A 23,223-nucleotide genomic window follows, 5' to 3' on the forward strand; every position below is an offset into this window, starting at 1 on the left:
TATTTACAATCCAAAACGTTCAATTTTTTGATCCCACTTCTTATGAAAGGCGAATTTATCGTTTTCTTTTATATCCATCTCCCCGACAATTCTGAAGTTTTCTTGATCCGATGTTTTAGTAATCGTAATATTAGCGTCAATCCACCAACCGTCACGACCTATTTTCATTTTTTGATAAATCGTATATTCGGCAGAAAGTGGATTAGAATTACTTAATGTTAACTCTCTCTTCAAATTGTGTTCAACTGTCACATCAATCTCATCAAAGCGATAGATGCCTTCTCCAAATACACCGCCAACACCATCTGTTATACATGTCCACGTATCACTTAAAATATCATACGAAATAGAACGCGCAACTTTCCCTTCTTGAAGAATTGTGATCGGTGTTAATGGAGCACTTTCCGGACTCATATTTGGCCCACTAATTTGATTACCATGAAAGATTGGCAATGAGAACGAAGCCGTTTCTAGATTCAATGTAAGTGTCGCATCCTCTGGCATCGGCCAAAACATTGGCCAAAACGTTGTGCCAAGTGATAAACGGATACGATGCCCTTCTTTAAACTTGTGCCCGCAACAATCTAAATCAACAAACGCTTTTACTTTTTCACCAGGCATTAATAAATCTACACGATCATGTCCATTTAAATGTGTTAAATTCATCACGCCATAGGAAACGCGGGTAACAGCTCCATCCGGGGCAACATCTGATAGTTGAGCAAAAAGCATCGCCTTTGATTTGTCGCTCATTAAATCTACTTCAAATCTTGGATAACCAACGATTTCTAATGGTTTCTCTAAAACTTCACTTTCAAATATCATAGCCATACCATCATCTAAACGTTGATCTGTAGGACTTTCTCCGATTACGCCAGCCCCCATCCACTCACCAGATAAAAGACCATGATTTAATGGTGTTTTCAACAATACTTGCTCTTCTCTAACATTCATTCCTTCAATTAATTTACCATACGCTAATTTATATACCTTTGTCTTAACTTCCGTTGTTGGCCATGATTCAAGCCCAACCCAATATCCTTTACTTGTTGTTTTACTTGCAGAGGGCGGCATGCTTTCTTCTACCCATACGTTTACCATCGGGCCATCCATAACATCATTGTCAATTCCTTTTAACCAATAATCCCACCATTTCACTGCCTCTTGTAAAAAGCCCATTGCTGGTCCAGGAATACCGTCATGCGGATAAACATGCGCCCAAGGTCCAATAATCCCTTTTCTAGGAACAGAGAGCCCTTTCATCAAACTTAATACCGTGTTCGAATACGCATCTTCCCAACCGTCAATCGCAAGAACAGGAACCTCAATTTCATCATAATTTTCACAAACTGATCCATGTTTCCAATATTCGTCTCTTGTTTGATGCTCCATCCATTGTGCCATCCATAATGGCATATTTTCTAATCGTTCCAACCATTTTTCACGCCAGCTGTCCCCGACAATATGAGGATCAAGAGGTCTAAGCTGATATGCTAACATAATAGCTCCCCACCAGAAATTATCGTTTAAGAGACAACCACCTTTATAGTGAATATCATTGTTATAGCGATCATCTGTAAAGCCTACAGTAATAATTGCTTTTAACACTTTGGGTCTTCTCGCTGCCACTTGAAGAGAATTAAATCCTCCCCACGATTTGCCCATCATTCCAATACTCCCATTACACCAACTTTGGCTTGCAATCCACTCAAGTACTTCAATAGCATCATCTTGCTCTTGCTTTAAATATTCATCTTTTAATAAGCCATCTGACTCCCCTGAGCCTCTCATATCTACCCGAACCACCGCATAGCCTTGTCCAGCAAAGTAACCATGCATTGGTTCGTCCCTTGCTCTTGTTCCATCTGTTTTGCGATAAGGAATATACTCCAATATTGCCGGTACTTTCTGATTTCCCTCAACTTCTGGTAGCCAAATACGACTTGAAAGTTTTGTGCCGTCTGTTAACACAATCCACGTATTTTCAATGGTTTGGTATGTATACGGAAATTGTGTAATGATTTTTTTGTGCATTATCTGAATCCTCCTTTTAGATAATAGACCGTTTGATTTGGAATAAAACAGGTGTAATCACACTCTAAAAAACTATAATCACAATCACTAAATATATTATGATTATTTAATAATCATGATTACTAAATAATTACGCCCAGTATATCACCGAATAATTAGAATGACAACTCTGAATATTCAGAGTTTTGTATCATTCACATACAACATCGAGATGACTCTAGTTATGATATAATCAAGATTAAATTTAGCAATTATGGAAAAAAATATAACAAGTATTAAATGATTCTTATTAGGAGAGAGAGTATTGTGAAAAAGAAAGAAATACAATTGAGCCGTATGTGGAAATACTTTGTGGACGCAACAGCGGAAATTATCGAAGATGAAGGGCTGGAAAATGTGACAATCAGAAAAGTTGCAGATAAAGCAGGCTATAATAGCGCAACAATTTATAACTATTTTTCGGAAATCTCTCATCTCATCTTTTTTGCTTCCATGAAATTTTTGAAAAGTTACACCGATGAAGTCGCTATTTACATTCAAAAAGGTAAGGATCCAATTGAAAAATATTTATTGGCTTGGGAATGCTTTTGCCAACATTCCTTTCAAAAACCACAAATTTTTCATGCTGTTTTTATTATGGACTTAGGGGAAACTCCAGAAAAATTACTACAACATTATTATCAAATCTATCCAAATGATTTAATTAACATTCCAGAAGATTTAACATCTATCCTATTTGAACATAATATGACAAAACGGGGTCGTTCCATGTTAGAGATTGCGTTAAGAGAAGGGTACCTAAATGAGGAAAATGTTGATTCAATCAATGAATTAACCATTTTAATTTGGCAAGGGATGTTTACAAATATTTTAAATAACAGAAAAAGCTATGACTCGGAAGAAGCCACCAAAATTGTGATGAACTATATATCTGAAATAGTACTTAACGCTAACTTATTTAGTTTCCAAACCAAAAATAGTTAACTAAAGATTAATATTTTTTATAATAGATGTGAATAGTCTACAAATGATTTCAATATCAATTTTTTCTAAAAAAATCATTTTCATTATTCTACAAAAAGAAAGGGGAGTATTTTATGAAAAAACTAATAATCATTAGAATTTTAGCATTTTTAGCCGTATCACTAATCCTTTTTGCAGATGGTGTCCAAACAGATGATTTTCTTTTTCTTATTCTATTTTCACTATTCTTTATTGGTATTCCCTGGTACGAATTTTTAAAAATTAAATTTAGGATTAAGGGGAATTGTAAATAAAAAATTAATCTTTTTAGTCATAGTATTGTTTTTAGCATTACACCCTTTATCTAAATTGAGCTAGATTTTTGCTAAAGAAAGTGAATCTAATGATTGTATTAATCGATCAAAGACTCACTACCTAAGTAATTTCAATGGACAAGCTACTAAAATTCCACATCAGAAAAGCGTGAGAAATCAACTTTAGACATTGATTTCTCACGCTTTTTAAGGTTTTGACCAGTAAAGAGGTTCCTACTATTTCTGCCAATTATTAAGTTCCTTTAACAACTCAGGTAGCTGCAATTTCTTAACATCAATCGGTGGTAACGCCTTGATAAATTCCTTACCATACGACTTTGTTGAAATGCGGCGGTCTAAAACGATAAAGGCTCCTTTATCCTTTGATGAACGGATTAAACGACCAAAGCCTTGTTTAAAACGCATGATGGCTTCTGGTAGTGATAGCTCATTGAAGGAGTTGCGACCTTGTGCTGTAATATGCTTTGCGCGCGCCTTAAATACAGGCTCTTCTGGTGAGGAGAACGGCAGACGTACAACGATAACCGACGCAAGTGCGTCACCCGGAACATCTACACCTTCCCAGAAGCTGTTTGTACCAAAAAGAACGGCATGGCTAAATTTTTGGAATGATTTCAGGATTCGCATACGACTACCACCCGTTACACCTTGTGCAAAGAGCATATAGTCATCAAGGAGTTCACTATCTTGAATAAGCTCCACTGTTTTTCGTAGCATGTCCTGAGCGGTAAATAGGACAAAACAACGTCCTTCTGTCATCCGCACTGTACGTGTAATGGCTTGGGCGACCGCTTCAATATATTCATCCTGTGATACATGTTGAATATCGGGCATATCTGTGACAATAAATGCCTTCGCTCCTGCATAATAGGATGGTGGCGCTTGTAGCTTTATTACTTTCACACTATCGGAAATACCGAGTTGACGCGTCACAAAGCGCTCATTGCCTGGTACAGTCAAAGTACCAGAAGTCCATACTATGCTTGCCTGCTTACGAAGTGGTGCAAGTACTTTTTCAATGATCGGCGTGACATTAACAGGCTTTTTAAAGACTTGCAAGCTCCCTGGAACACTCCGTAAATCAAATTCTAACCACACTGAATTATCATCCTGTGACGATAGGAAAATTTCCTCCCATTCAGCGATTTTTACTTTTAATTCACGGATCCAATAATGCCATTCTGATAATATATAGAGCTCATTTTTATCTAATTGCTCAATATTATTTTCAAAAGCCTGTCCTACTTCTGTCGCAAGATCAAGCCACTGCTGTGTGAGCTTACTTACTTGCAAAAGCGGTTCTTTTGCGAGCGATACATCCTCAAAAAATAAAGTGCATTTACTACTAGCTTGTTTCCCTTTTATTTGTTGCTGCATTTTTTGCACGGCTCGCTGAATAGTTTCATCGAATGTCCGTTGCAGGCGTATAAATTGTGCGTCTAGTCGTTGCAAGCTTTGCATAGAAACGCGTTGTTTTTTCTTAGCTGCCTGACTAAATTGCTGGAACAAAGCAGTTTCCTCCATCGTTCCTACTTGACCGAAAATATACTTCCACTGCGTATAGGAGAAGACTACTTCGTCCTGCTGCATGGCAGATTGTATAAATTGATGTGCTTCGTCAATGATCCAACCGTCAATTTGTGTAAAGATCGGTGTTTGACGGACTAAATCACTGAGTACCATGGAATGATTAGTTACAATACAATCCGCAAATTCACTATTTTTTAACGCTTGTTCATAGAAATCAAAGCCCTTCGAAGGTTTTTCATCAGGCATTTTGCGGATTTTCTCTAAAAATAGTTGTCCACCACCAGAAACATTGAGCTCACTTAACACACCTGTTTCTGTTTTAGTCAGCCAAACGAGAATCTGCAAAATCGTAAATGTATCATCATAAGTTTCATCAGCATAAGCCATACATTGCTCAAAGCGTGCAACGTCAATATAATGCTGCATGCCTTTAAGAACAGCAATATTTACTTTAGTGCCAAGGATTTTTTCAATCTTCGGTAGCTCTTCTTCAACAAGCTGCTCCTGCAAGTGTGACGTATATGTGCTAATCGCAATTTTTTTATCGACTGCTCGAGCATATAAAATCGCGGGAAGTAGGTAGCCCGCTGTTTTACCAATGCCTGTTGAAGCCTCTATAACGCATTCCCTTTTGTCATTGAGCGCCTGCCAAATAGTATCCATCATTTCGAATTGTGCCGGTCGTTGCTCAAAATTTGGCATCACCTTTGTCATTAATGATGTTTTGTCAGCTGCTGTTTGTGGATATGATACAATTCCCGCATTATTTGGATGCTTTTTTCGTCCATCACAAATAGCCAAATTGCGATAGTAGGAGACATTCTCATTAGCCGTTACATGCTGTCTTTTAATTTGAAGAGCTTCAAAGAAAAGTTGGGATAAATTTGATTTCAATCTGAATGAACGTTTATGCATTTGTTCAAGAGTTAGCTGAGGGAGACAGAGTAGCTCCTTCCAGCAATGTTTAAAGAGTTCAGCAGTTGCTCGTGCATCGTCATCTGCCCGGTGTGCATTTGTTAGCTCTATATTTAAATCTGCCGCTAAATCACCTAGCTTAAAGCTCAGTGACATTGGGAACAATATTTTGGCAAGCTCAACTGTATCCATCTTTTTACCCTGCCATTTTGGTAAACCTGCACGCTTAAACTCTGCTTGTAAAAAGGATAAGTCAAAATCCGCATTATGCGCGACAAATACACAATCAGCAAGCAGTTCATATATGTAGTCGGCATGTGCCTCAAACGGCAAGGCATCCTTTACATCCTCATCCGTAATATGCGTTAAATCCTGAATGAACGTTGGGATAGCTTTACCTGGATAAATAAACTTCGTAAAGGTCTGCTCAATTTTCCAATCTTTCATAATAACAATTGCTATTTGAATCATTCGGTCCCCATTTGCTGGTGAATGACCAGTCGTCTCTAAATCAACAATTGCATACTTTTGACTTTCCATCATACATCTCAACTCACAGTTCACATTAGATAGATGAATTTTATCACATATTTGGCTCTACGGCATCCCTTCGCCTTTTAGTTTGGACACAAAAAAGAAGCATGTACAACTTGTACACGCTTCCTCTCTATTACATCACCGTTGCTTCTGGCTCATAGGTAATCATTTCTTTAATTGTATTGCCTTCGCCCATAATAGCTACTGTTGGCTTATGATCTTTTGCCTCTTCGTTATCTACGTACACATAAGAAATTATAATCACAATATCTCCACGTTGTACTAGGCGTGCTGCTGCACCGTTCACACAAATAACGCCTGATCCACGTTCCCCTGCAATAATATATGTTTCAAAGCGTGCGCCATTGTTGTTATTAACGATATGCACTTTTTCGTTTGGAAGCATCCCTACTGCATCTAAAATATCCTCATCAATCGTAATAGATCCAACATAGTTTAAATCTGCTTGTGTCACTGTAGCACGGTGGATTTTACTGTTCATCATCATTCGTAACATATTACAATCCTTCTTTCACATTAAAGATACAATTATCAATTAAACGAGTTTTACCAATATAAACGGCTACAGCTAAAAGCACTTGCTCCGTCTCAGCAGTTGCAGGTATTAAATCTGGATACGCTAATAGTTCAATATAGTCGATGTGGCCGTGTGTACGTGCTGCAATGTGTTCCTTTGCTTTAGCAAGCGCATTCGCAACATCACCATTCGCTAAAAAACTATCACGAGCAAGCTGGAGCGCTTCATTAATTGCCGGTGCCTCAAGACGATCCACTTCACTTAAATAAACATTACGAGAGGATTTCGCTAAACCGTCATCCTCCCGCACAATAGGTACTACTCGCATTTCCAAAGGGAAATTAAAATCGCGTACCATCGTAGCAATAATAGCAACCTGCTGCGCATCTTTTTGTCCAAAATAAGCTCGTGTCGGCTGTGCTAGGTGAAATAATTTTGATACGACCTGTAAAACGCCATCAAAATGTCCTGGACGGCTCGCCCCACAAAGAATGGTTGCCTGTTCACCCGCATGAATACGAATACCACCATCATGCGGATACATTTCTTCAACGCTCGGTGCGAAAATAATATCTACACCGACAGACTCTGCTAAAGCAGTATCCCGTGGCAAATCACGTGGATAGCTTTCAAAGTCTTCGGCTGGCCCAAATTGTGTTGGGTTAACAAAGATACTCATAACGACTAAATCATTTTCGGCATGAGCTGTTTTCGCTAGTGTTAAATGACCCTCATGTAAATAACCCATTGTTGGAACGAGTCCAATTGTTTTTTGAGCTTGCTTAGCTGCTTGAATTTCTACGGCTAATGCTTGGATTGTAGTGATGACTTTCATTACTTTACGCCCCCATATAGCTGATCCAATGCTTCCTCTTTCATTGTGAAGGAATGCTTCGGCGCAGGGAATGTACCTGTCTTTACCGCTTCTACGTAACTAGCAATTCCACTGCTTGCTTCTTGACCCATATTAGCAAACTGTTCCACAAATTTTGGTACATGATGTGAACCGTAGCTTAACGTGTCATGATAAACCAACACTTGCCCATCAGCCTCAACACCAGCTCCAATACCGATCGTTGGAATAATAAGATTAGCAGATACCATCTCTGTTAGCTGATGCGGAATACATTCTAAGACGACTGCACATGCTCCAGCCTCTTGACATTTTTTTGCATCTTCAATGAGTTTCGTTGCCTGTTCAGCTGTTTTCCCCTGAACTTTGTAACCACCAAGCACTCCTGCTGATTGAGGTAGTAAACCTAAATGAGCTACCACCGGAATACCAGCTGACGTTAATTTACGAATTGCTGGTAGAACATCGTCTGCACCCTCTAACTTTAGTGCATCTGCTCCTGTTTCTTGCATCATGGATACTGCCGTTTTCAACGTCTCATGTACATCACCGTGGTATGAACCAAATGGCATATCCACAACAACAAACGTATCCTTTGCCCCTCGGCGCACTGCTTTTGCGTGGTGAACCATATCGGCTACTGTTACTGGCATTGTAGAATCATAGCCTAGTACGACCATACCTAGTGAATCTCCCACTAGAATCATGTCGACGCCTGCTTCCTCGGCAAATTTTGCAGCAGGATAATCATATGCAGTAAGCATAACGATTTTCTCACCTGCTGCCTTCATCTTTAAAAAATCTGAAGTTGTTTTCATCATGTAGTCCTCCTTTTTTAAGGAAAGAAAACAGAAAAACCCCTCTGTTCCTAAAATGGACAGAAGGGTAGTGTTTCGTTCGTCATCAAAAATCACCTCTCGTTGTTGTGTAGAGGCCATAACTTAATAAAGGGATACGGAAACAAATCTCTTTGAGAGAATTGCCCATTCCAATGAATCAAGTTATATTTTTGAACGCTTGTTTTCTTCCGTCCCTGTCATTAAAAGATCAAGGCAGATATTTATTGTAAATAGTTCTTACGTTTTTGAAGGTGCCGTTCACAAAAGGATACTGCCCTTCGCAAATACTATAACAGATTCCCCTAGTAATCTTCAAATATTATTTTCTAATAATTATGATCAATAAATATTACTAAATTCAAACCATTCGTTTCTGAAAGTTTGATTTTCGATAAACTTCATACACTGTAAATAGAAATAGGGCAAATAAAAATGTGAATAAACCAGATGTTACATTTGTAACTGGTACAAAGACGACATCCCAAAATGAATTAATTAAAGCGTGGAAAATAATACAGAGAAAAATACTTTTAGTGGAGAGGTAAATGATTGTCAATAAAAAGGATAGTGCTAAAGCTGTTAGAGAAAACCATAGGAAGTTCATGTTCATTTGGTTTGATCCAATGACAAACCATAATGGCAAATGCCAGACTCCCCAAATAACGCCCACAATAATTGTACTTGTGAAAGGAGACCATCTTTTTTGTAATGTAGGCTGTAAAAAACCACGCCAGCCAATTTCTTCTAGTCCTCCACCAATAATCATGATTGGCAATTCAAGTAACGCCAGATACATTGGATTCTCCATAGTCGCTCCACCCCATAGAGTTGGTAAAAAACACGCCGCAAATGCGAATCCGATTGCAAATAGGTACCATGAAACAGGAAGCTTAGGATTTTTCACATTATGGATAAATGATTTGAACTCTTCTTTAGTCGAATATTTCTTTTTCAACCAAATCTCACAAATTGCAGGAGTAATGCCGCCGAGAATAAATAATATCATTGATATTGCATTGCCAAACTCCAGTAAATTTAGCTGTGTTAACAAAGCTAAACTGCCCCATATTATCCAAGACGTAGCAAAGGTATAAAATAGAAATCTTCTTATCTCTACTCCCAACTTTAATCCTCTCCTTCTTTCGTACCCAATAGTAATAATACGGATTTGCAAAGTGTATTCATCAATCGAATCTCATCAAACTGCACTTGATCATTTGAGAACATTCCGTAACATTTTTGCAAGACAACGTCTCTCACAATGCCACCAATGGATGTCATCATAAAAGTAGATAAATCCTCTATCGATATCTCAAGCTGAAAACATCCTGAAGAAATACCCTTATGGATTGAATGAAAAATTTGTTGCATCAAATATTGCCCACTTTCATTTTCCACAATGTTCGATAAAATTTTCTTTTCTCTTTCTGGATTGTTAGCAAATAAAATCGTAAGCTCAAATTGAATTTTGCCAACTGTTGATACGTTTTCCTTCATGTACTCTCCAAGAAAACTAAATAATTTAATGATTGTTTTTGAGGGAGAGTTACTCGCACCCGTAATTCCATCGATAATATGTTTATAGTCTGCGTTAGCATTTACTTGATTAATAACATCAACAAGTATTTCATCCAAGTCTGAATAATAACGATAAATCCCACCTTGACTTACTCCTGACGCTTTAATAATATCCCTCATCGTAATGTCATAGAGCGGCTTCACTTTACATACTGCTATGGCTGCTTCTAAAATGCTGTTTTTCTTTTCCTGTACATATTCATGGCTTACCTTTGGCATTATCTTTACCTCCAAACATTTAAAATGACACCATTGTCATTTTATCGTAATTCATATACCTTTTATTGTCAATTTAAAAATGACACTACTATCATTTTTAATTTCCGTTTGAACTTTTTTAATAAAGTTTGACAATTCAATGTGATATGTAATATACTTCCACCATACTATACGACGTATAATATAAAATCTTGTATAGGTAATACATTGTGAGGTGAGAGAAGATGACATTTCAACTTGGCTCAGCTTTACTTGACGCTTGTGTACTCGCCATCGTCGATAAAGAGGATGCTTATGGTTACTCATTAACACAGCAAATACAATCCGTGATGGATATATCAGAATCTACGCTGTACCCAGTATTACGTCGTTTACTAAAAGCAAATTGCTTAACAACCTACGATCAGCCCTACCAAGGCAGAAATAGACGCTATTACCAAATTACTGATCAAGGTCGAATCCGATTACTGGAACTATTAAAAGAATGGCAACAGTATAAAGAAATGGTTGATTGTGTACTTATAGGAGGGAAATATGATGAATAGAGCAAGCTATTTGAAAAAGCTACGGGGGAAATTACAACGTCTTCCAGCGCATGAGATTGATGCTGCGCTTGCCTATTATGAGGAATATTTCGATGAAGCAGGAGAGGAAAACGAACAGCGGGTCATTCAACAACTAGGCTCCCCTTCTCATGTTGCATCACAAATAATGGCGGACTATGCATTAAAGGATATAGAAGCAACTTCAAATTCGACTTCGACTAAGAAGAATATGTCTGCGATTTGGCTTATCATTCTAGCAATAATATCTGCCCCACTTTCTTTACCGCTACTTGTAGTTGCTATAGCACTTATTTTTTCATTTGGCGCAGTTATATTCAGCGTTATCATCGCAATTATCGCAACTGTACTTGGTATCTTTTTCGGTGGAATCGCTGCACTTATTTCAGGCTTCTTCATTTTAACTCAGGACTGGCCAACAGCATTACTCTTTATGGGTGTTGGCTTTATCGTAACAGGTTTGGGCATCCTACTTTTCCCAATCGTTGCTCGTTTGATCAAAACAATCGTTGTTGTTTGTGTTGAAGCATTAGGAAAACTATTCCATAAAATAACGAAGAAGCGGAAGGAGGGATACTAATGACGTCCCGACATACCCATATTGCCATTACTATGATCGCTTTAGGCGTACTGTTAGCTTTAGTTGGTTTTTTCTCCGGTGGGAAATGGAGTTTTGTGATAAATGATGAAGGTATCCAATTACCTGAGAACAATAAACTAGTAAACAATTCCTATAAACTAGATGATTTCACTAATCTCAATATTATTAATCACTATGGAGATGTTGAAATTATTACTAGTGATCGTTATGCACTAGAAACAAATGTTATCAAAGATGATGATGTGACGTACAGTATTAAAGATAAGACATTAACTGTTGAAACAAAGAGTAAGAAGAAGAATGGTTTCGAATTCGGATTTTTCAGCTTCAGTACTCCTTCCATCAAAATCTATGTTCCTTCAGATGTAAAATTGAAAACCGTTGTCCTTGATAGTAATTTTGGAGATATAACCATTCGTGGTCTGAATTATCAAGAGTTAAATCTTATTGAAGATTTCGGAGACATACTATTGAAAGACACTACTGGTGATAAAACAGAAATTACACAATCATTTGGTGATATGAAGCTACAACAATTTTCAAGTAATGGCTTCGTTGCTGAAAGTGAACATGGTGATATTAACATAGATGGAACATTAAATGGTCAATCCACTATTACATCTGACTTCGGAGATACTACACTTCATTTACAAAATAAAAAAAGTGAACTTGGCTATGAATTAGAAACTGACTTCGGGGATCTTACAGTTGATAAGAAAGATCAAAACGACAAAGTGTCACAATTATATAAAGGTGATAACCAGCTAAAAGTAACACTTTCTTTCGGTGACTTACAATTAATGTTGAAGTAAAGGGCTTTGGCAAAACGAGGAGTTGATTTCTGTTCCGGCTAGGCGCTTTGTCGCTGACGCTTCGCTTTCGCACAGAGCAAAGCTTCCTGGGGCGTACGATGAGCCGCTTCTCTTTCGCTCCAAGAGCAGATAAATGATAATGATTAGAAATTTTCATCAGAGCAATCGATTCTTGTAAGTGAAGGCAATAACCGAGGTGAATCAGGTCAGTTACGCCGTCATCTTGGAGATAAAATTCGATTTATGAGGTGATCATTATGAAAATTAGAAAAGCAAACATTAAAGATGCTCAAGGTATCGGAAAAGTACATGTTGACAGTTGGCGAACGACTTATAAAGGCATTCTTCCAGATGATTTTTTGAATAACTTATCTTACGAGCAGCGAACAGAGTTATGGAAGAGGAATATTTCAGATGCTACGAATTATGTACTGGTGGCGGAAAATGAACAAGGTAAAATAATTGGCTTTGCAACTGGTGGCACACGAAAAACTAATTCAGTACCCAATGCAACTGATTTAACATCTATCTATCTTTTAGAAGAATATCAAGGAATGGGAATCGGGAAGCAACTACTCAAAGAAGTATTCGCCTATTTTAAACAAAAAGGATACGAAAAAGTATTTGTTGAAGTATTAGCAGAAAATAAAACACGTGATTTCTATGAATATTATGGTGCACAATATGTCAATAACGTAGAAATTAAAATTGGTGGAAAAATAGTAGAAGAGCTTATTTATGTATGGAATGATATTGATGGGGTTACAAATGGGGCTTTGAAATAAAGTCGTACCGTTTATGAAAATTGTACCATTTTAAGTAAATTAATACTGTTTATAAAAAGTTGCACCGTTTAACTCCTTTGGATGTACTTTGTCTAAAGGAGATTTTCATGAAATAACGACCTCTCATAAAATTGACATTTTGCGAAAAATATAAACTCATATACAGAAATGGGAGAGGAATCATTAATGAAAAAGTTAATAAGTACAATTTTAAAAACAGTTATCTTTTTTATTGGATGGGCAATTTTAATTTCTTTTACGCCTGATATACAAACAAATAATCAGGCAGTATTACGATTATGGTGGGAATTCGTACCACTTGCTTTAGTAGTTTTATTATCTATTATTTTTGTTTCAGTAATAGAAAAGGGTAAAATTAAGATCCCCATAGCTTCAAGATTCTTTAAAAATTCTCTAATAGGTGTTGTAATGGGTATCTTATGGTTGGGTAGCGTGGTAGCTGTCCTTTTACTTACAAAGACATTAAATATACATGGCCAAAACAATATTGATTACATATGGATTTGGATTTTGGCATCATTATTGAATGTTGTAATGCAAGAATTGTTGATGAGAGGTTATCTATATCAATTATGGAAGCATAAATATAATGTAATTGTGGCAACCTTTTTAACTACTCTTTTATTTTCTGCGATGCACGGTGGAGCATTTGAAGCAGGTATTATCCCAGTGCTCAATGTTATTTCAATGAGTATACTTGTAACATTACTATTAGAATACACAGGCACAATTGTAGCACCTATAATTGTTCATTTCACTTGGAATACAATTGGAGCGATTATATTTGGCGGTGTTTCTTTGGCAAGTGATTATCCAAATCTCTTAAACAGTACGTTTCAAGGAAATCCATTACTATCAGGTGGCATCTATAAAATTGAAGGTAGTATTATTGTCTTAGTTGTTAATTTAATTCTAATTACATACTTGTTCATATTAAATAAAAGAATGTCTAGCTAAAAATTAAATCATCAAATATATAAAAGAACGTATATTCTCTGATTGAAAATATACGTTCTTGTTTAATTAAAAACAGATAAGCAAGTACTCACGAGTATGCTAGTACTCTATGCTCTACAAAATTTTTATATCTCCAGAATAAATTGTTCGGACAGTGCCATCATCCTCTGTTAGCTGTAGTACACCTTCGTCCGTTATTCCACTGGCAATGCCTTCAAAGCGCCCGCGTAAAGTCGTTACTTCAATACGTTGTCCAATAGTACATGACATTTGTTCCCATAGCTTTTTAATGCTAGCAAAGCCCTCCTTCACGTATAAATCCGTGAATTGTTCTAAATATTGAAGAATAGATGCAACGAGGGCTGCACGATTAATTTCCTCACCCGCTTCTAAACGTAAAGATGTCGCAATATCAGCAATTTCTGGGGAGAAATCTGATTCGACTTGGTTTGCATTAATACCTATACCTACCAGTAGTGCTTGTACACGGTCTGCCTCAGCCTGCATTTCTGTTAATATACCGGTACACTTTTTACCGTTAATGAGCAAATCATTTGGCCATTTAATGGCTGGTTCAATTTGTTTATATAATGTTTTAATAGCCATCGTAACCGCAACTGCTACGACAAGCGTATACGATGAAGCTTGCTGAGGCGTAACATCCGGTCTCACAATAACGGTCATCCAAATACCTGTACCATTTGCAGATTCCCATGGACGCGCCATACGACCACGACCAGCAGTTTGCTCCTCCCCGATTATAATCGTGCCATGCGGAGCGCCTTCCTGTGCAAGCTTATGTGCGATTGTTTGTGTTGAATCTACAACATCAAAATAATGAATTTCACGTCCAAAACGCTCCGTATTTAAAAATAGTTCAATTTGTGTTGGACTTAAGCTATTTGGCACACCAGTCAGTACATAGCCCTTTTTCTTTACCGTTTCAAATGTATAGCCTTCCTCCTGTAACGATTGCATATGTTTCCATATAGCTGTACGTGATACTCCAAGGGAATCTGCTAGTTCCTGACCCGAAACCGCTTCACCATTAGCAGCTAATATTCTTTTTAAAATTTCATCCTTCATAGAAATACTCATGCTATCAATCCTTTATTAAACTCTGCTATATTTTTATGCTTACATAATTTTGATTCAATTGTATTAATCATACTGTAAATTATGACAATTGACCACAATCTATCATCAAATATCTTTTAGCTACTAGTTATTCATTATTTTTAACTCTCTTGGAATCACCGTCATAACAAGTGGTTGATTTCCGTTCCGACTAAGCGCTTTCCTGGGACGTCTAAGCCGCTAATCCCTAAGGAGCTGCCCAGCCTCCACTACAATCGACTTATACTCATGGTAAGCATTTTAACAAATGCAACTTTTGGTGATAAGCAAAAATATGATAGCACCAAAAATGGAGCCAAATTAATAAGGAGCCGTCTCATTCATTTTTTGAGACGGCTCCTCTTTTAAAAATCGATGTTGATTATTCTTTTTTGAAATAATCGTGTTCTATCCAATTCTTTATCTGTTGTCGGTCATTTTGAAGTTCGCCATTCACCACTGCTTCAAGCATTGCCTGCAACGCTTCTTTTACCCATGGTCCACCTTTTTTTCCGGACCATTTTAACAAATCTGTACCTTTTACAATAAGCTCCTGTTTATGTCTAACAGGAAGCTTTGTCTGTATTTCAAGTATACTTTGTTGTGGCATTTGAACATCAAGCTGTCTCAACTCCGCAAAATAACATGCTGCCTCCAGTTCCTGTTGAGCATATACAAAGTAATCCATTTTCGACCAGCCACTTTTTAAAGCTTTTAAAGCTTCTAACACAGCTTTTACAAATGCCATCTCCTTATTCGATAAACGATAGTCACCTAGCACTTCTCGCCAATGATCACCCTGTAAAGCCGCAAAATATGCCCAGCCTAATAGCTTGTCCTGCGTGTTAAATTCAGACCAGTCATCAGCTTGAAAAGTACCATTCAAATAATTCACTAGGCTACTTTCCTCAAGCTTTTTTATACCGTTAAAAACATCTTTCCCTACCCATAGTTTATCGAGCTCCGCCTTTATACGCTCTTTCGCAATCCAAGAAATATTATCGGCCTTGTCCTGCATTGCTTTCATGGTTTCTGATTCAATAAAAAAACCGAGCTGAGCTGAAAAACGTACGGCCCGTAGCATTCGTAATGCATCTTCCGAAAAACGTTTCTGTGCATCACCAACAGCTCGAATTACACCAGCCTCAATATCTTGGCGTCCTCCGTAAAAATCAACAAAAGAACCATCACGACGCATCGCAATGGCATTCATCGTAAAGTCTCGGCGCTGTAAATCTTCTTTTAACGAACGTACAAATTGCACTTCCTCGGGTCTACGGTGATCCGTATATTCACCATCTGTACGATATGTCGTTACCTCCACCGATCCAGCTGGGTCGATAACAAGTACCGTCCCATGCTGAATCCCTATATCAACCGTGCGATTAAAGACAAACTTTACTTCGTCTGGCATCGCATTTGTCGCAACATCTACATCGTGGGCAGTACGACCGAGTATAGCATCTCGTACCGCACCACCAACGATCACTGCTTCAAAGCCTGCGTTTTCTAGTTGTTCAATAACTGAATAGGCTGCTTGCCATTCTTTATTGTTTTGCATGATTTCTTTCAGCAACCTTTTCATACAAATTTTCATATTGTTCTACAATTTTAGATGAATGGAATTTTTCATCAACAGCACGGATAGCTGCTTCTCGGAAATGTTGTAATTTCTCTTCATCCTTCAATAGGTTCACTGCATACTCTGCCACTGCGTCCGTATCACCTAATTCTACTATATAGCCATCTACACCATGCTCAATGACTTCTGGAATACCGCCTACAGCTGATCCAATACAAGGTACACCACAAGCCATTGCTTCAAGTAAGACTAACCCGAATGATTCCTGCTGTGATAGTAATAATTTAAGGTCACTGATCGCATATAATTCAGCCAAATTTTCTTGTTTGCCTAAAAATAGAACGTCCTCCATATAAGAACTTTCCTTTACTTGATCCATTACACGATGCTTTTCTGGGCCATCTCCTACTAGCAACAGCTTTGCCTTCATGTTGGCACGAATCTTCATAAAAGCGTCTATAATATGGGGAAGATTCTTAATTTTACGGAAGTTAGATACGTGAATAATCACTTTTTCATCCTCTTGAATTCCAAATTGTTCCTTCAGGGTTCCTGAATTGCGCGGGAAGTATTCACGTTCATCAACAAAGTTGTAAATCGTATTAATTGGCTTTACTGTATCAATAAGCTCATAGGTTTGTTGCTTTAAGGCCTCTGACACTGTCGTAACAATATCAGATTTGTCAATGCCATACTTAATTGCCTGTGAAAGAGTGGAATCCTGCCCAAGCACAGAAATATCTGTACCGTGTAACGTTGTGACAATCCCTATGTCACGACCACTCATTTCACGTGCTAAGACAGCACAGACCGCATGTGGTATTGCATAATGCACATGAAGCACATCTAGTTCTTCATCCTTAATCACGTCCGCCATTTTACTCGCTAATGCTATATCATATGGCGAATATTGAAATACTGAATAATTATTAACTTCTACTTCATGGAAAAAGACGGTTGGATAAATTTTATTCAATCGAAATGGTACGCTTGAGGTGATGAAATGAATCTCGTGTCCTCTCTCTGCAAGCATTTTTCCTAATTCTGTTGCAATAACACCAGAGCCTCCAACAGTTGGATAACAGGTAATGCCAATTTTTAGCTTTTTCATTCGATTATCATCCTTTCTAAATCACGTCTTTTTTTAATTTCGTCTTTCTTGAATCAGTCTCCAATCCACAAAGCCTTCTTGTAGGCCTTTTAGTAATATTTCTGCAGTTCCCATATTTGTGGCCAGTGGCACTTGGTAAACATCACAAAGACGAATAAGTGCAGAAACATCTGGCTCATGTGGTTGTGCTGTTAAAGGATCACGGAAAAAAATGACCATGTCCATATCATTATTGGCAATCATTGCGCCAATTTGTTGATCGCCACCGAGTGGTCCAGAACGGAAACGTGTTACTTCTAAGCCTGTAGCTTCCATAACACGCTGTCCTGTTGTACCTGTAGCAAACAACGTATGCTCATTTAAAATATTTCGGTAAGCTATAGCAAACTGTACTAAATTATCTTTTTTACGATCATGTGCAATTAATGCGATTTTCATAATGCTTCCATCCCAATCTTTAGATGATGTTTTCTAAACCATATACAAGTTGATCCATTTTCATGACCTCTTCTACGCAGAATGCTACACCAGACATAAAAGAATTACGGTTTAACGAATCATGACGAATTGTTAATAGCTGCCCATCTCCGCCAAATAACACTTGCTGGTGTGCCACTAAACCTGGTAAACGAACAGAGTGAATACGCATGCCATCAAATTCTCCACCTCTTGCACCCTCAATAGTTTCTTTTTCCTCTGGATGTCCTTGCATCTTTTGTGCTCGCACTCCTTGAATCAACTGTGCCGTTTTAACAGCTGTTCCTGATGGAGCATCCAGCTTTTGATCGTGGTGCATTTCAATAATTTCAACATCAGGTAAATATTTTGCCGCTTCCTTAGCAAATTTCATCATAAGGATTGCCCCTATAGCAAAGTTTGGAGCAATAATACAGCCTAGCTCTTTTTCTTTAGCCATTGCTGATAATTCCACTAGTTGTTCATCTGTAAAGCCTGTTGTACCAATTACAGGTCGTACATTTAAATTCAAGGCCTCTTTAGTATGTTTGTATACTGCATGCGGGCTTGTTAAATCTACTAATACGTCAGGTGCAGTCGCCTCTACAAGTTCAGACATATCTGTAAAGATTGGAGCCGTATAACTTGCCGGAAACATCTCCAAATCACCTAATGTTTTTCCAACTTCCTTATAATCTAGTACAGCTACTAATTCCATTTTGTCATGCTTCATGACCGTATGTACAGCCTCAGCTCCCATTTTTCCTCTAGGTCCTGCTATTGCTACACGAATTGACATCATTCTCCATCCTTTCTAGTCCAGCGATCTTTATCCCTTGTTTCAAATTTATGTATAACGCGTAAAAGTGCTTCATCTAATTTAATGCCCTGTGCATTTGCAAAGCACACTAAAACAAAGAAAAAGTCACCTAATTCTTCTTCAATACTGTTTGCTTCCTCTGTATTCTTTTTCTTCTTTTGCCCGTAAACGTCTTGCACTTCACGAGACAATTCACCAAGTTCCTCGGTTAGACGTGCCAGTAACTCGAATGGCGGGAAATAGCCTTCTTTAAATTGTCCTATATAATCATCTACACGCTGCTGTAAAGCTTGCATTGTCACTTGTTCAGTCATCTAAATCACACTCCTACTTACCATCGTATAAAATTTACACCATTGTTGTCAAAAACAATAAAATGTCAGATAATAGATAGCACTACTTCATTTGTTTGGAACTTCAGGAGGTCATATGCTAAAACAGATCAAAATCAGCAATATCATCGCAATAATGCTCGGAGCTGCGATTTTTAGCTTCGGCTTCGTCCACTTCAACATGCAAAATCAACTCGGTGAAGGTGGCCTAAGTGGGATTACACTCATACTTTATTTTACACTTGGCTGGGACCCTGCTTTAATGAATTTACTATTAAACATTCCTATGTTTATTATTGGGTATCGTTTACTTGGGAAAAAATCATTTATTTATACGCTTGTTGGAACTTTATCTGTTTCAGTTTTCCTTAAAGTTTTCCAAAAGTATCAATTTACTATTCATTTAGAGGACGATCTGTTACTTGTTGCTCTTTTTGCAGGGGTTTTTGTTGGACTAGGGCTCGGTATCGTCTTTCGCTTCGGTGGTACAACTGGCGGTGTAGATATTTTGGCTCGCCTTGGGCATAAATATTTTGGTTGGAGTATGGGTAAAACGATGTTCATCTTTGACGCAATTGTCATTATCCTATCATGGCTAACATTTTTAGATGCACGCTCTATGATGTATACCCTTGTTGCGGTATTTGTTGGTGCGCGCGTCATTGATTTTGTTCAAGAAGGAGCATATGCAGCACGTGGAGCACTTATTATATCTGAAAAATCTAGCGCCATTGCTGAGATGATCGCATTACGAATGGAACGCGGTATTACTATACTTGAAGGTCATGGTCATTTTACTAAGCAACAAAAAGAAGTTATTTATTGTGTCATCGGCCGCAATGAGGTTGTACGTTTAAAATCCATTGTTCATGAGGTGGATCCACACGCTTTCGTTTCTATAATAGAAGTACGTGATGTTGCAGGAGAAGGCTTCACGCTAGACGACCAAAAACAACCGCTCCATTAAAACGAACAATTTGCCTGCTCTTTCGAATAAAACATTCGTTGAGGTAGGCTTTTTTACATAGTAAAGTAACGGATTAAAAAACTTGCTATAGTGAATTACCACTACAACAAGTTTTTTATTAGTCGTCACTTCGCATATTTGTAAAGATTAATACTAAACGTAATAATTCTAATACAGCTACTGCTGCCGCGGCAACATATGTTAATGCTGCAGCACTTAACACTTTGCGTGCTGGGCGCTCTTCTTCATTTGTAATAATACCTAGAGAATTCATTTGCACTAACGCACGCTTGGATGCATCAAACTCTACTGGTAACGTTACTAATTGGAAAACCACACCTGCTGCTAACAATACGATACCTAAAAGTAAAAATTTTGGATTCGTTGCAAAAATACCAATCATGACAAATATCCAAGACATATTTGATGAAATATTTGCAACTGGCACTAGCTTACTACGTAATGTCAGCATTGAATAAGCTTCTTTATGCTGGATGGCATGGCCAACCTCATGGGCAGCAACTGCAGCTCCAGCAATACTCGCCTCATAAAAGTTACTTTCCGATAAAGCAACTGTTTTTGTCGCCGGATTATAGTGATCAGACAACACACCTTGTGTTGGAACAACTCGTACATCATATAAGCCGTTTGCATCTAAAATCGCACGCGCTACCTCTGCACCTGTTTGTCCCTTCATTGTACGTTCTTTTGCAAACTTATTATACGTGCCCTTTACTTTCATCTGTGCGTAAAGCGGCAGTAGCATTATGATTGCAAAATAAACAATATACATACTTGTTGACAATTTTTTAACCCCTTTCTATCTCAATACTATAATTCTATAATCAATTACCTAATTCGGCAAATATTTGCGCCACCTAATTGAGAAGATGGCTAGAAAAATGCATGTAATGGATAACCAAAAAGTAAAATAACCAATATAACTTGTATAATCTGCTAAATCTCGGTACATCGGCATTTGGCCAAATACATAATCAATTACATCATTATGCAATGTCCATACAGCTGCCACGGCAATATGCCAATATGAAAAAACATATTTACCGAGATACAAAATTGCTTGAACAGCCATAGCAAAATGTGAGCCAACAAGCATCCAGCCTTGCCAGCCAATAGATCCCGTTTCAACCAACGTCCAAATATTCATCACATCGGCCCAGATTCCATATTTGACCAGCGTTATAAGTGCTAGCACTTCCATTAGCGGCCATTTTTTTCCCATAATCCATGCTAACAATACAAAGCAAAAGAATAGGCTGGCTGTCGGGCTGTCCGGCACAAAAATATAAAAGATGGGCTTCGTGATGGCAAGCTGCCCTCCATACCAATAATAACCGTAAATAGTTCCTAATAGATTGATAATAAGTAATAGTATTAAAAATGATTTATGTGTAAGGAGAAACCAGACGTTTGCACGTGTAATTTGCATAATTAAAACTCCTTTATCTTCTGTCTTTACTAAGATGCCTTTTTTATTTGTTATTATGTATAAATTAATCTTTAATTAGCCACATACTATCGATAATGAATATTGGCAGTATTTTTGTTGTCCAAAACCTTAACGTGGGGTTGATTTCCTTTCCGACTAGGCGCTTTCCCGGGGGCGTTCAGTCGGAAAGGAAATCAACTTATGTACATAGCTTACATTTTAACCAATGTCATGCCTATCTTTTGTTGATGAGCTTTTTTCTAACACTTCAAAATAGACCACATCAAATGTTTGGATAGCACAGGGTTAGTTCTACATAAATTCCGGGGACTGGCCTGCCACTTTCGAATATCTAAAATGTATCCTCATAAATATTATAGAACTAAAATACATTCTGGGGAACTTTTTTGAAGTTGTAACAGTCACATTATTATACTAGAAGAAAAAAAGAGCCAGTTTCCTGACTCTTTTAAACTATACTTATTTATCTTCTTTTAAGCTCGCAACAAATTCAGCTATTTGCTTCGCTTCTTCATCTGTACCCTTGAATACACCAGGTGGCATTTTGCCTCGACCGTTATGGATAATATCTTCAATTTCGTCAGCTGTTAGTGTGTTACCAAGTAATGTTGGAGCAGCTGGGCCACCTTTTAAGTCAGCCGCATGACAGCCGATACAAGATTGAGCTGCGTCACTTGTTTCACCAGTCCAAATTTTATAACCTGGTAGTGATTCATCAATAGTAACTTGAACTTCTGTTTCAATTGCGCCCATTGCTTTTTGAGCTTCCCAGTCATGGTTAGCAACTGCTTCCCATGTTAAGTAAAACATAGATGCCAGAGTCAATAACATAAACGCTGTTGGTAACGGACGTTTAGATGGACGACGTTCTGGACTTTTATCTAAAAATGGCATTAATAATAGCGCTCCAAATGCAAGACCTGGAATTACAACTGTTCCAATAACATTATATGGACCTGAAGCATATGTGTATTTTAATAATTGATATAAGAATAAGAAGTACCAGTCCGGTAATGGAATGTACGCTCTTGTCGGATCAGCTGGTCCTTCAAGTGGTGATGGATGTGCAACTGTTAATATTAAATAAGCAATTAAAAATACAGCACCAACCATCCATTCTTTTAGTAAGAAGTTCGGCCAGAAAGCTTCCGTCTTACCTGGATATTCGGAATAATCCTTTGGAACGTTCGGCATTCTGTGATTCGCTTTAATACGAGAATCACCAACAAATTTCATTCCTTTTCCGCGATGCATTATGTCCCCTCCTTTAAAAAATCATCGAACCGTC

At 37.7% G+C, this 23,223-nt stretch carries 24 protein-coding genes; 8 read left to right on the forward strand and 16 right to left on the reverse strand.

The window, feature by feature from the left end:
- Positions 1-3 precede the first annotated feature (3 nt).
- Entirely contained in the window at positions 4-2,034 is a 2,031-nt protein-coding gene (locus ACMZ42_RS01840; protein ID WP_415730357.1) for a CocE/NonD family hydrolase, read from the reverse strand.
- 306 nt (positions 2,035-2,340) lie between these two features.
- On the opposite strand from ACMZ42_RS01840, the gene ACMZ42_RS01845 reads away from it, so the two are divergent.
- Positions 2,341-3,018, forward strand: a complete 678-nt coding sequence (locus ACMZ42_RS01845; protein ID WP_415730358.1) for a TetR family transcriptional regulator — start codon at positions 2,341-2,343, stop codon at positions 3,016-3,018.
- A 113-nt stretch (positions 3,019-3,131) separates the two neighbouring features.
- On the forward strand, positions 3,132-3,311 hold the full coding sequence (locus ACMZ42_RS01850; protein ID WP_415730359.1) for a hypothetical protein: 180 nt from the start codon (positions 3,132-3,134) through the stop codon (positions 3,309-3,311).
- A gap of 237 nt (positions 3,312-3,548) precedes the next feature.
- Here the strand turns inward: ACMZ42_RS01850 and dinG are convergent, their stop codons facing one another.
- The 6 genes from dinG to ACMZ42_RS01880 form a co-directional block, all read right to left on the reverse strand.
- Positions 3,549-6,320 (reverse strand): ATP-dependent DNA helicase DinG, encoded by a 2,772-nt coding sequence (gene dinG, locus ACMZ42_RS01855; RefSeq protein ID WP_402868822.1) that lies wholly within the window; start codon positions 6,318-6,320, stop codon positions 3,549-3,551.
- Positions 6,321-6,447: 127 nt separating this feature from the next.
- Positions 6,448-6,831: an aspartate 1-decarboxylase gene (gene panD, locus ACMZ42_RS01860; RefSeq protein WP_370075839.1), complete on the reverse strand. Its 384-nt coding sequence runs from the start codon at positions 6,829-6,831 to the stop codon at positions 6,448-6,450.
- A 1-nt stretch (position 6,832) separates the two neighbouring features.
- Complete coding sequence (gene panC, locus ACMZ42_RS01865; RefSeq protein ID WP_415730360.1) at positions 6,833-7,687, reverse strand: pantoate--beta-alanine ligase; 855 nt, start codon at positions 7,685-7,687, stop codon at positions 6,833-6,835.
- On the reverse strand, positions 7,687-8,523 hold the full coding sequence (panB, locus tag ACMZ42_RS01870) for a 3-methyl-2-oxobutanoate hydroxymethyltransferase (protein WP_415730361.1): 837 nt from the start codon (positions 8,521-8,523) through the stop codon (positions 7,687-7,689). The genes panC and panB overlap by 1 nt, the downstream gene beginning before the upstream one ends.
- Positions 8,524-8,902: 379 nt before the next feature.
- Positions 8,903-9,667, reverse strand: a complete 765-nt coding sequence (locus tag ACMZ42_RS01875; protein WP_415730362.1) for a lysostaphin resistance A-like protein — start codon at positions 9,665-9,667, stop codon at positions 8,903-8,905.
- Positions 9,668-9,669: 2 nt separating this feature from the next.
- Positions 9,670-10,341: a TetR/AcrR family transcriptional regulator gene (locus tag ACMZ42_RS01880; protein WP_370075847.1), complete on the reverse strand. Its 672-nt coding sequence runs from the start codon at positions 10,339-10,341 to the stop codon at positions 9,670-9,672.
- A 224-nt stretch (positions 10,342-10,565) separates the two neighbouring features.
- Here ACMZ42_RS01880 and ACMZ42_RS01885 point away from each other — a divergent pair, with 224 nt between their 5' ends.
- From ACMZ42_RS01885 to ACMZ42_RS01905, 5 genes are all read left to right on the forward strand, one after another.
- Positions 10,566-10,886, forward strand: coding sequence for a PadR family transcriptional regulator (locus ACMZ42_RS01885; protein WP_415730363.1), 321 nt, complete (start codon positions 10,566-10,568; stop codon positions 10,884-10,886).
- Positions 10,879-11,484 carry a DUF1700 domain-containing protein gene (locus tag ACMZ42_RS01890; RefSeq protein ID WP_415730364.1) on the forward strand — a complete coding sequence of 202 codons (606 nt, stop codon included), beginning with the start codon at positions 10,879-10,881 and terminating at the stop codon, positions 11,482-11,484. Before ACMZ42_RS01885 ends, ACMZ42_RS01890 begins: the two co-directional genes overlap by 8 nt.
- Positions 11,484-12,317: a DUF4097 family beta strand repeat-containing protein gene (locus ACMZ42_RS01895; RefSeq protein ID WP_415730365.1), complete on the forward strand. Its 834-nt coding sequence runs from the start codon at positions 11,484-11,486 to the stop codon at positions 12,315-12,317. The genes ACMZ42_RS01890 and ACMZ42_RS01895 overlap by 1 nt, the downstream gene beginning before the upstream one ends.
- A gap of 257 nt (positions 12,318-12,574) precedes the next feature.
- Entirely contained in the window at positions 12,575-13,102 is a 528-nt protein-coding gene (locus tag ACMZ42_RS01900) for a GNAT family N-acetyltransferase (RefSeq protein WP_415730366.1), read from the forward strand.
- A 186-nt stretch (positions 13,103-13,288) separates the two neighbouring features.
- The gene (locus ACMZ42_RS01905) at positions 13,289-14,080 is read left to right on the forward strand and encodes a CPBP family intramembrane glutamic endopeptidase (protein WP_415730367.1); all 792 of its coding nucleotides are present in this window, start codon (positions 13,289-13,291) and stop codon (positions 14,078-14,080) included.
- 114 nt (positions 14,081-14,194) lie between these two features.
- On the opposite strand, the gene ACMZ42_RS01910 is transcribed toward ACMZ42_RS01905, so the two are convergent.
- From ACMZ42_RS01910 to ACMZ42_RS01935, 6 genes are all read right to left on the reverse strand, one after another.
- Positions 14,195-15,178 (reverse strand): biotin--[acetyl-CoA-carboxylase] ligase, encoded by a 984-nt coding sequence (locus ACMZ42_RS01910; RefSeq protein ID WP_415730368.1) that lies wholly within the window; start codon positions 15,176-15,178, stop codon positions 14,195-14,197.
- A gap of 400 nt (positions 15,179-15,578) precedes the next feature.
- Positions 15,579-16,757 carry a CCA tRNA nucleotidyltransferase gene (locus tag ACMZ42_RS01915; protein WP_415730369.1) on the reverse strand — a complete coding sequence of 393 codons (1,179 nt, stop codon included), beginning with the start codon at positions 16,755-16,757 and terminating at the stop codon, positions 15,579-15,581.
- Positions 16,744-17,889, reverse strand: a complete 1,146-nt coding sequence (bshA, locus tag ACMZ42_RS01920; protein WP_415730370.1) for an N-acetyl-alpha-D-glucosaminyl L-malate synthase BshA — start codon at positions 17,887-17,889, stop codon at positions 16,744-16,746. Before bshA ends, ACMZ42_RS01915 begins: the two co-directional genes overlap by 14 nt.
- Before the next feature lie 33 nt (positions 17,890-17,922).
- A complete protein-coding gene (gene mgsA, locus ACMZ42_RS01925) occupies positions 17,923-18,327 on the reverse strand; it encodes a methylglyoxal synthase (protein ID WP_370075867.1) in 405 nt (134 codons plus the stop codon).
- A 19-nt stretch (positions 18,328-18,346) separates the two neighbouring features.
- Positions 18,347-19,144 (reverse strand): 4-hydroxy-tetrahydrodipicolinate reductase, encoded by a 798-nt coding sequence (dapB, locus tag ACMZ42_RS01930; protein ID WP_370075869.1) that lies wholly within the window; start codon positions 19,142-19,144, stop codon positions 18,347-18,349.
- Positions 19,144-19,479, reverse strand: a complete 336-nt coding sequence (locus ACMZ42_RS01935) for a nucleotide pyrophosphohydrolase (RefSeq protein WP_370075871.1) — start codon at positions 19,477-19,479, stop codon at positions 19,144-19,146. The genes dapB and ACMZ42_RS01935 overlap by 1 nt, the downstream gene beginning before the upstream one ends.
- Before the next feature lie 115 nt (positions 19,480-19,594).
- Here ACMZ42_RS01935 and ACMZ42_RS01940 point away from each other — a divergent pair, with 115 nt between their 5' ends.
- Entirely contained in the window at positions 19,595-20,464 is an 870-nt protein-coding gene (locus ACMZ42_RS01940) for a YitT family protein (RefSeq protein ID WP_415730371.1), read from the forward strand.
- Positions 20,465-20,582: 118 nt separating this feature from the next.
- Here the strand turns inward: ACMZ42_RS01940 and ACMZ42_RS01945 are convergent, their stop codons facing one another.
- From ACMZ42_RS01945 to ACMZ42_RS01955, 3 genes are all read right to left on the reverse strand, one after another.
- Positions 20,583-21,257, reverse strand: a complete 675-nt coding sequence (locus tag ACMZ42_RS01945) for a zinc metallopeptidase (RefSeq protein WP_053593597.1) — start codon at positions 21,255-21,257, stop codon at positions 20,583-20,585.
- A 60-nt stretch (positions 21,258-21,317) separates the two neighbouring features.
- Positions 21,318-21,914 (reverse strand): DUF1405 domain-containing protein, encoded by a 597-nt coding sequence (locus ACMZ42_RS01950; protein WP_415730372.1) that lies wholly within the window; start codon positions 21,912-21,914, stop codon positions 21,318-21,320.
- A 480-nt stretch (positions 21,915-22,394) separates the two neighbouring features.
- Entirely contained in the window at positions 22,395-23,189 is a 795-nt protein-coding gene (locus ACMZ42_RS01955; protein ID WP_370075879.1) for a menaquinol-cytochrome c reductase cytochrome b/c subunit, read from the reverse strand.
- Positions 23,190-23,223: the final 34 nt, after the last annotated feature.

The organism is Lysinibacillus sp. NPDC056185, from assembly GCF_047737915.1.
GTDB lineage: Bacteria > Bacillota > Bacilli > Bacillales_A > Planococcaceae > Lysinibacillus.

What these genes read in the sequence shown, in the direction of transcription:
- ACMZ42_RS01955 (WP_370075879.1), bottom strand. Translation starts at nt 23,189, where the DNA reads ATGCATCGCGGAAAAGGAATGAAATTTGTTGGTGATTCTCGTATTAAA.
- dinG (WP_402868822.1), bottom strand. Translation starts at nt 6,320, where the DNA reads ATGATGGAAAGTCAAAAGTATGCAATTGTTGATTTAGAGACGACTGGT.
- ACMZ42_RS01905 (WP_415730367.1), top strand. Translation starts at nt 13,289, where the DNA reads ATGAAAAAGTTAATAAGTACAATTTTAAAAACAGTTATCTTTTTTATT.
- panC (WP_415730360.1), bottom strand. Translation starts at nt 7,687, where the DNA reads ATGAAAGTCATCACTACAATCCAAGCATTAGCCGTAGAAATTCAAGCA.
- ACMZ42_RS01945 (WP_053593597.1), bottom strand. Translation starts at nt 21,257, where the DNA reads ATGTATATTGTTTATTTTGCAATCATAATGCTACTGCCGCTTTACGCA.
- ACMZ42_RS01850 (WP_415730359.1), top strand. Translation starts at nt 3,132, where the DNA reads ATGAAAAAACTAATAATCATTAGAATTTTAGCATTTTTAGCCGTATCA.
- ACMZ42_RS01840 (WP_415730357.1), bottom strand. Translation starts at nt 2,034, where the DNA reads ATGCACAAAAAAATCATTACACAATTTCCGTATACATACCAAACCATT.
- ACMZ42_RS01915 (WP_415730369.1), bottom strand. Translation starts at nt 16,757, where the DNA reads ATGCAAAACAATAAAGAATGGCAAGCAGCCTATTCAGTTATTGAACAA.
- panB (WP_415730361.1), bottom strand. Translation starts at nt 8,523, where the DNA reads ATGAAAACAACTTCAGATTTTTTAAAGATGAAGGCAGCAGGTGAGAAA.
- ACMZ42_RS01940 (WP_415730371.1), top strand. Translation starts at nt 19,595, where the DNA reads ATGCTAAAACAGATCAAAATCAGCAATATCATCGCAATAATGCTCGGA.
- mgsA (WP_370075867.1), bottom strand. Translation starts at nt 18,327, where the DNA reads ATGAAAATCGCATTAATTGCACATGATCGTAAAAAAGATAATTTAGTA.
- ACMZ42_RS01890 (WP_415730364.1), top strand. Translation starts at nt 10,879, where the DNA reads ATGAATAGAGCAAGCTATTTGAAAAAGCTACGGGGGAAATTACAACGT.
- panD (WP_370075839.1), bottom strand. Translation starts at nt 6,831, where the DNA reads ATGTTACGAATGATGATGAACAGTAAAATCCACCGTGCTACAGTGACA.
- ACMZ42_RS01885 (WP_415730363.1), top strand. Translation starts at nt 10,566, where the DNA reads ATGACATTTCAACTTGGCTCAGCTTTACTTGACGCTTGTGTACTCGCC.
- bshA (WP_415730370.1), bottom strand. Translation starts at nt 17,889, where the DNA reads ATGAAAAAGCTAAAAATTGGCATTACCTGTTATCCAACTGTTGGAGGC.
- ACMZ42_RS01910 (WP_415730368.1), bottom strand. Translation starts at nt 15,178, where the DNA reads ATGAGTATTTCTATGAAGGATGAAATTTTAAAAAGAATATTAGCTGCT.
- ACMZ42_RS01935 (WP_370075871.1), bottom strand. Translation starts at nt 19,479, where the DNA reads ATGACTGAACAAGTGACAATGCAAGCTTTACAGCAGCGTGTAGATGAT.
- ACMZ42_RS01895 (WP_415730365.1), top strand. Translation starts at nt 11,484, where the DNA reads ATGACGTCCCGACATACCCATATTGCCATTACTATGATCGCTTTAGGC.
- dapB (WP_370075869.1), bottom strand. Translation starts at nt 19,144, where the DNA reads ATGTCAATTCGTGTAGCAATAGCAGGACCTAGAGGAAAAATGGGAGCT.
- ACMZ42_RS01900 (WP_415730366.1), top strand. Translation starts at nt 12,575, where the DNA reads ATGAAAATTAGAAAAGCAAACATTAAAGATGCTCAAGGTATCGGAAAA.
- ACMZ42_RS01950 (WP_415730372.1), bottom strand. Translation starts at nt 21,914, where the DNA reads ATGCAAATTACACGTGCAAACGTCTGGTTTCTCCTTACACATAAATCA.
- ACMZ42_RS01880 (WP_370075847.1), bottom strand. Translation starts at nt 10,341, where the DNA reads ATGCCAAAGGTAAGCCATGAATATGTACAGGAAAAGAAAAACAGCATT.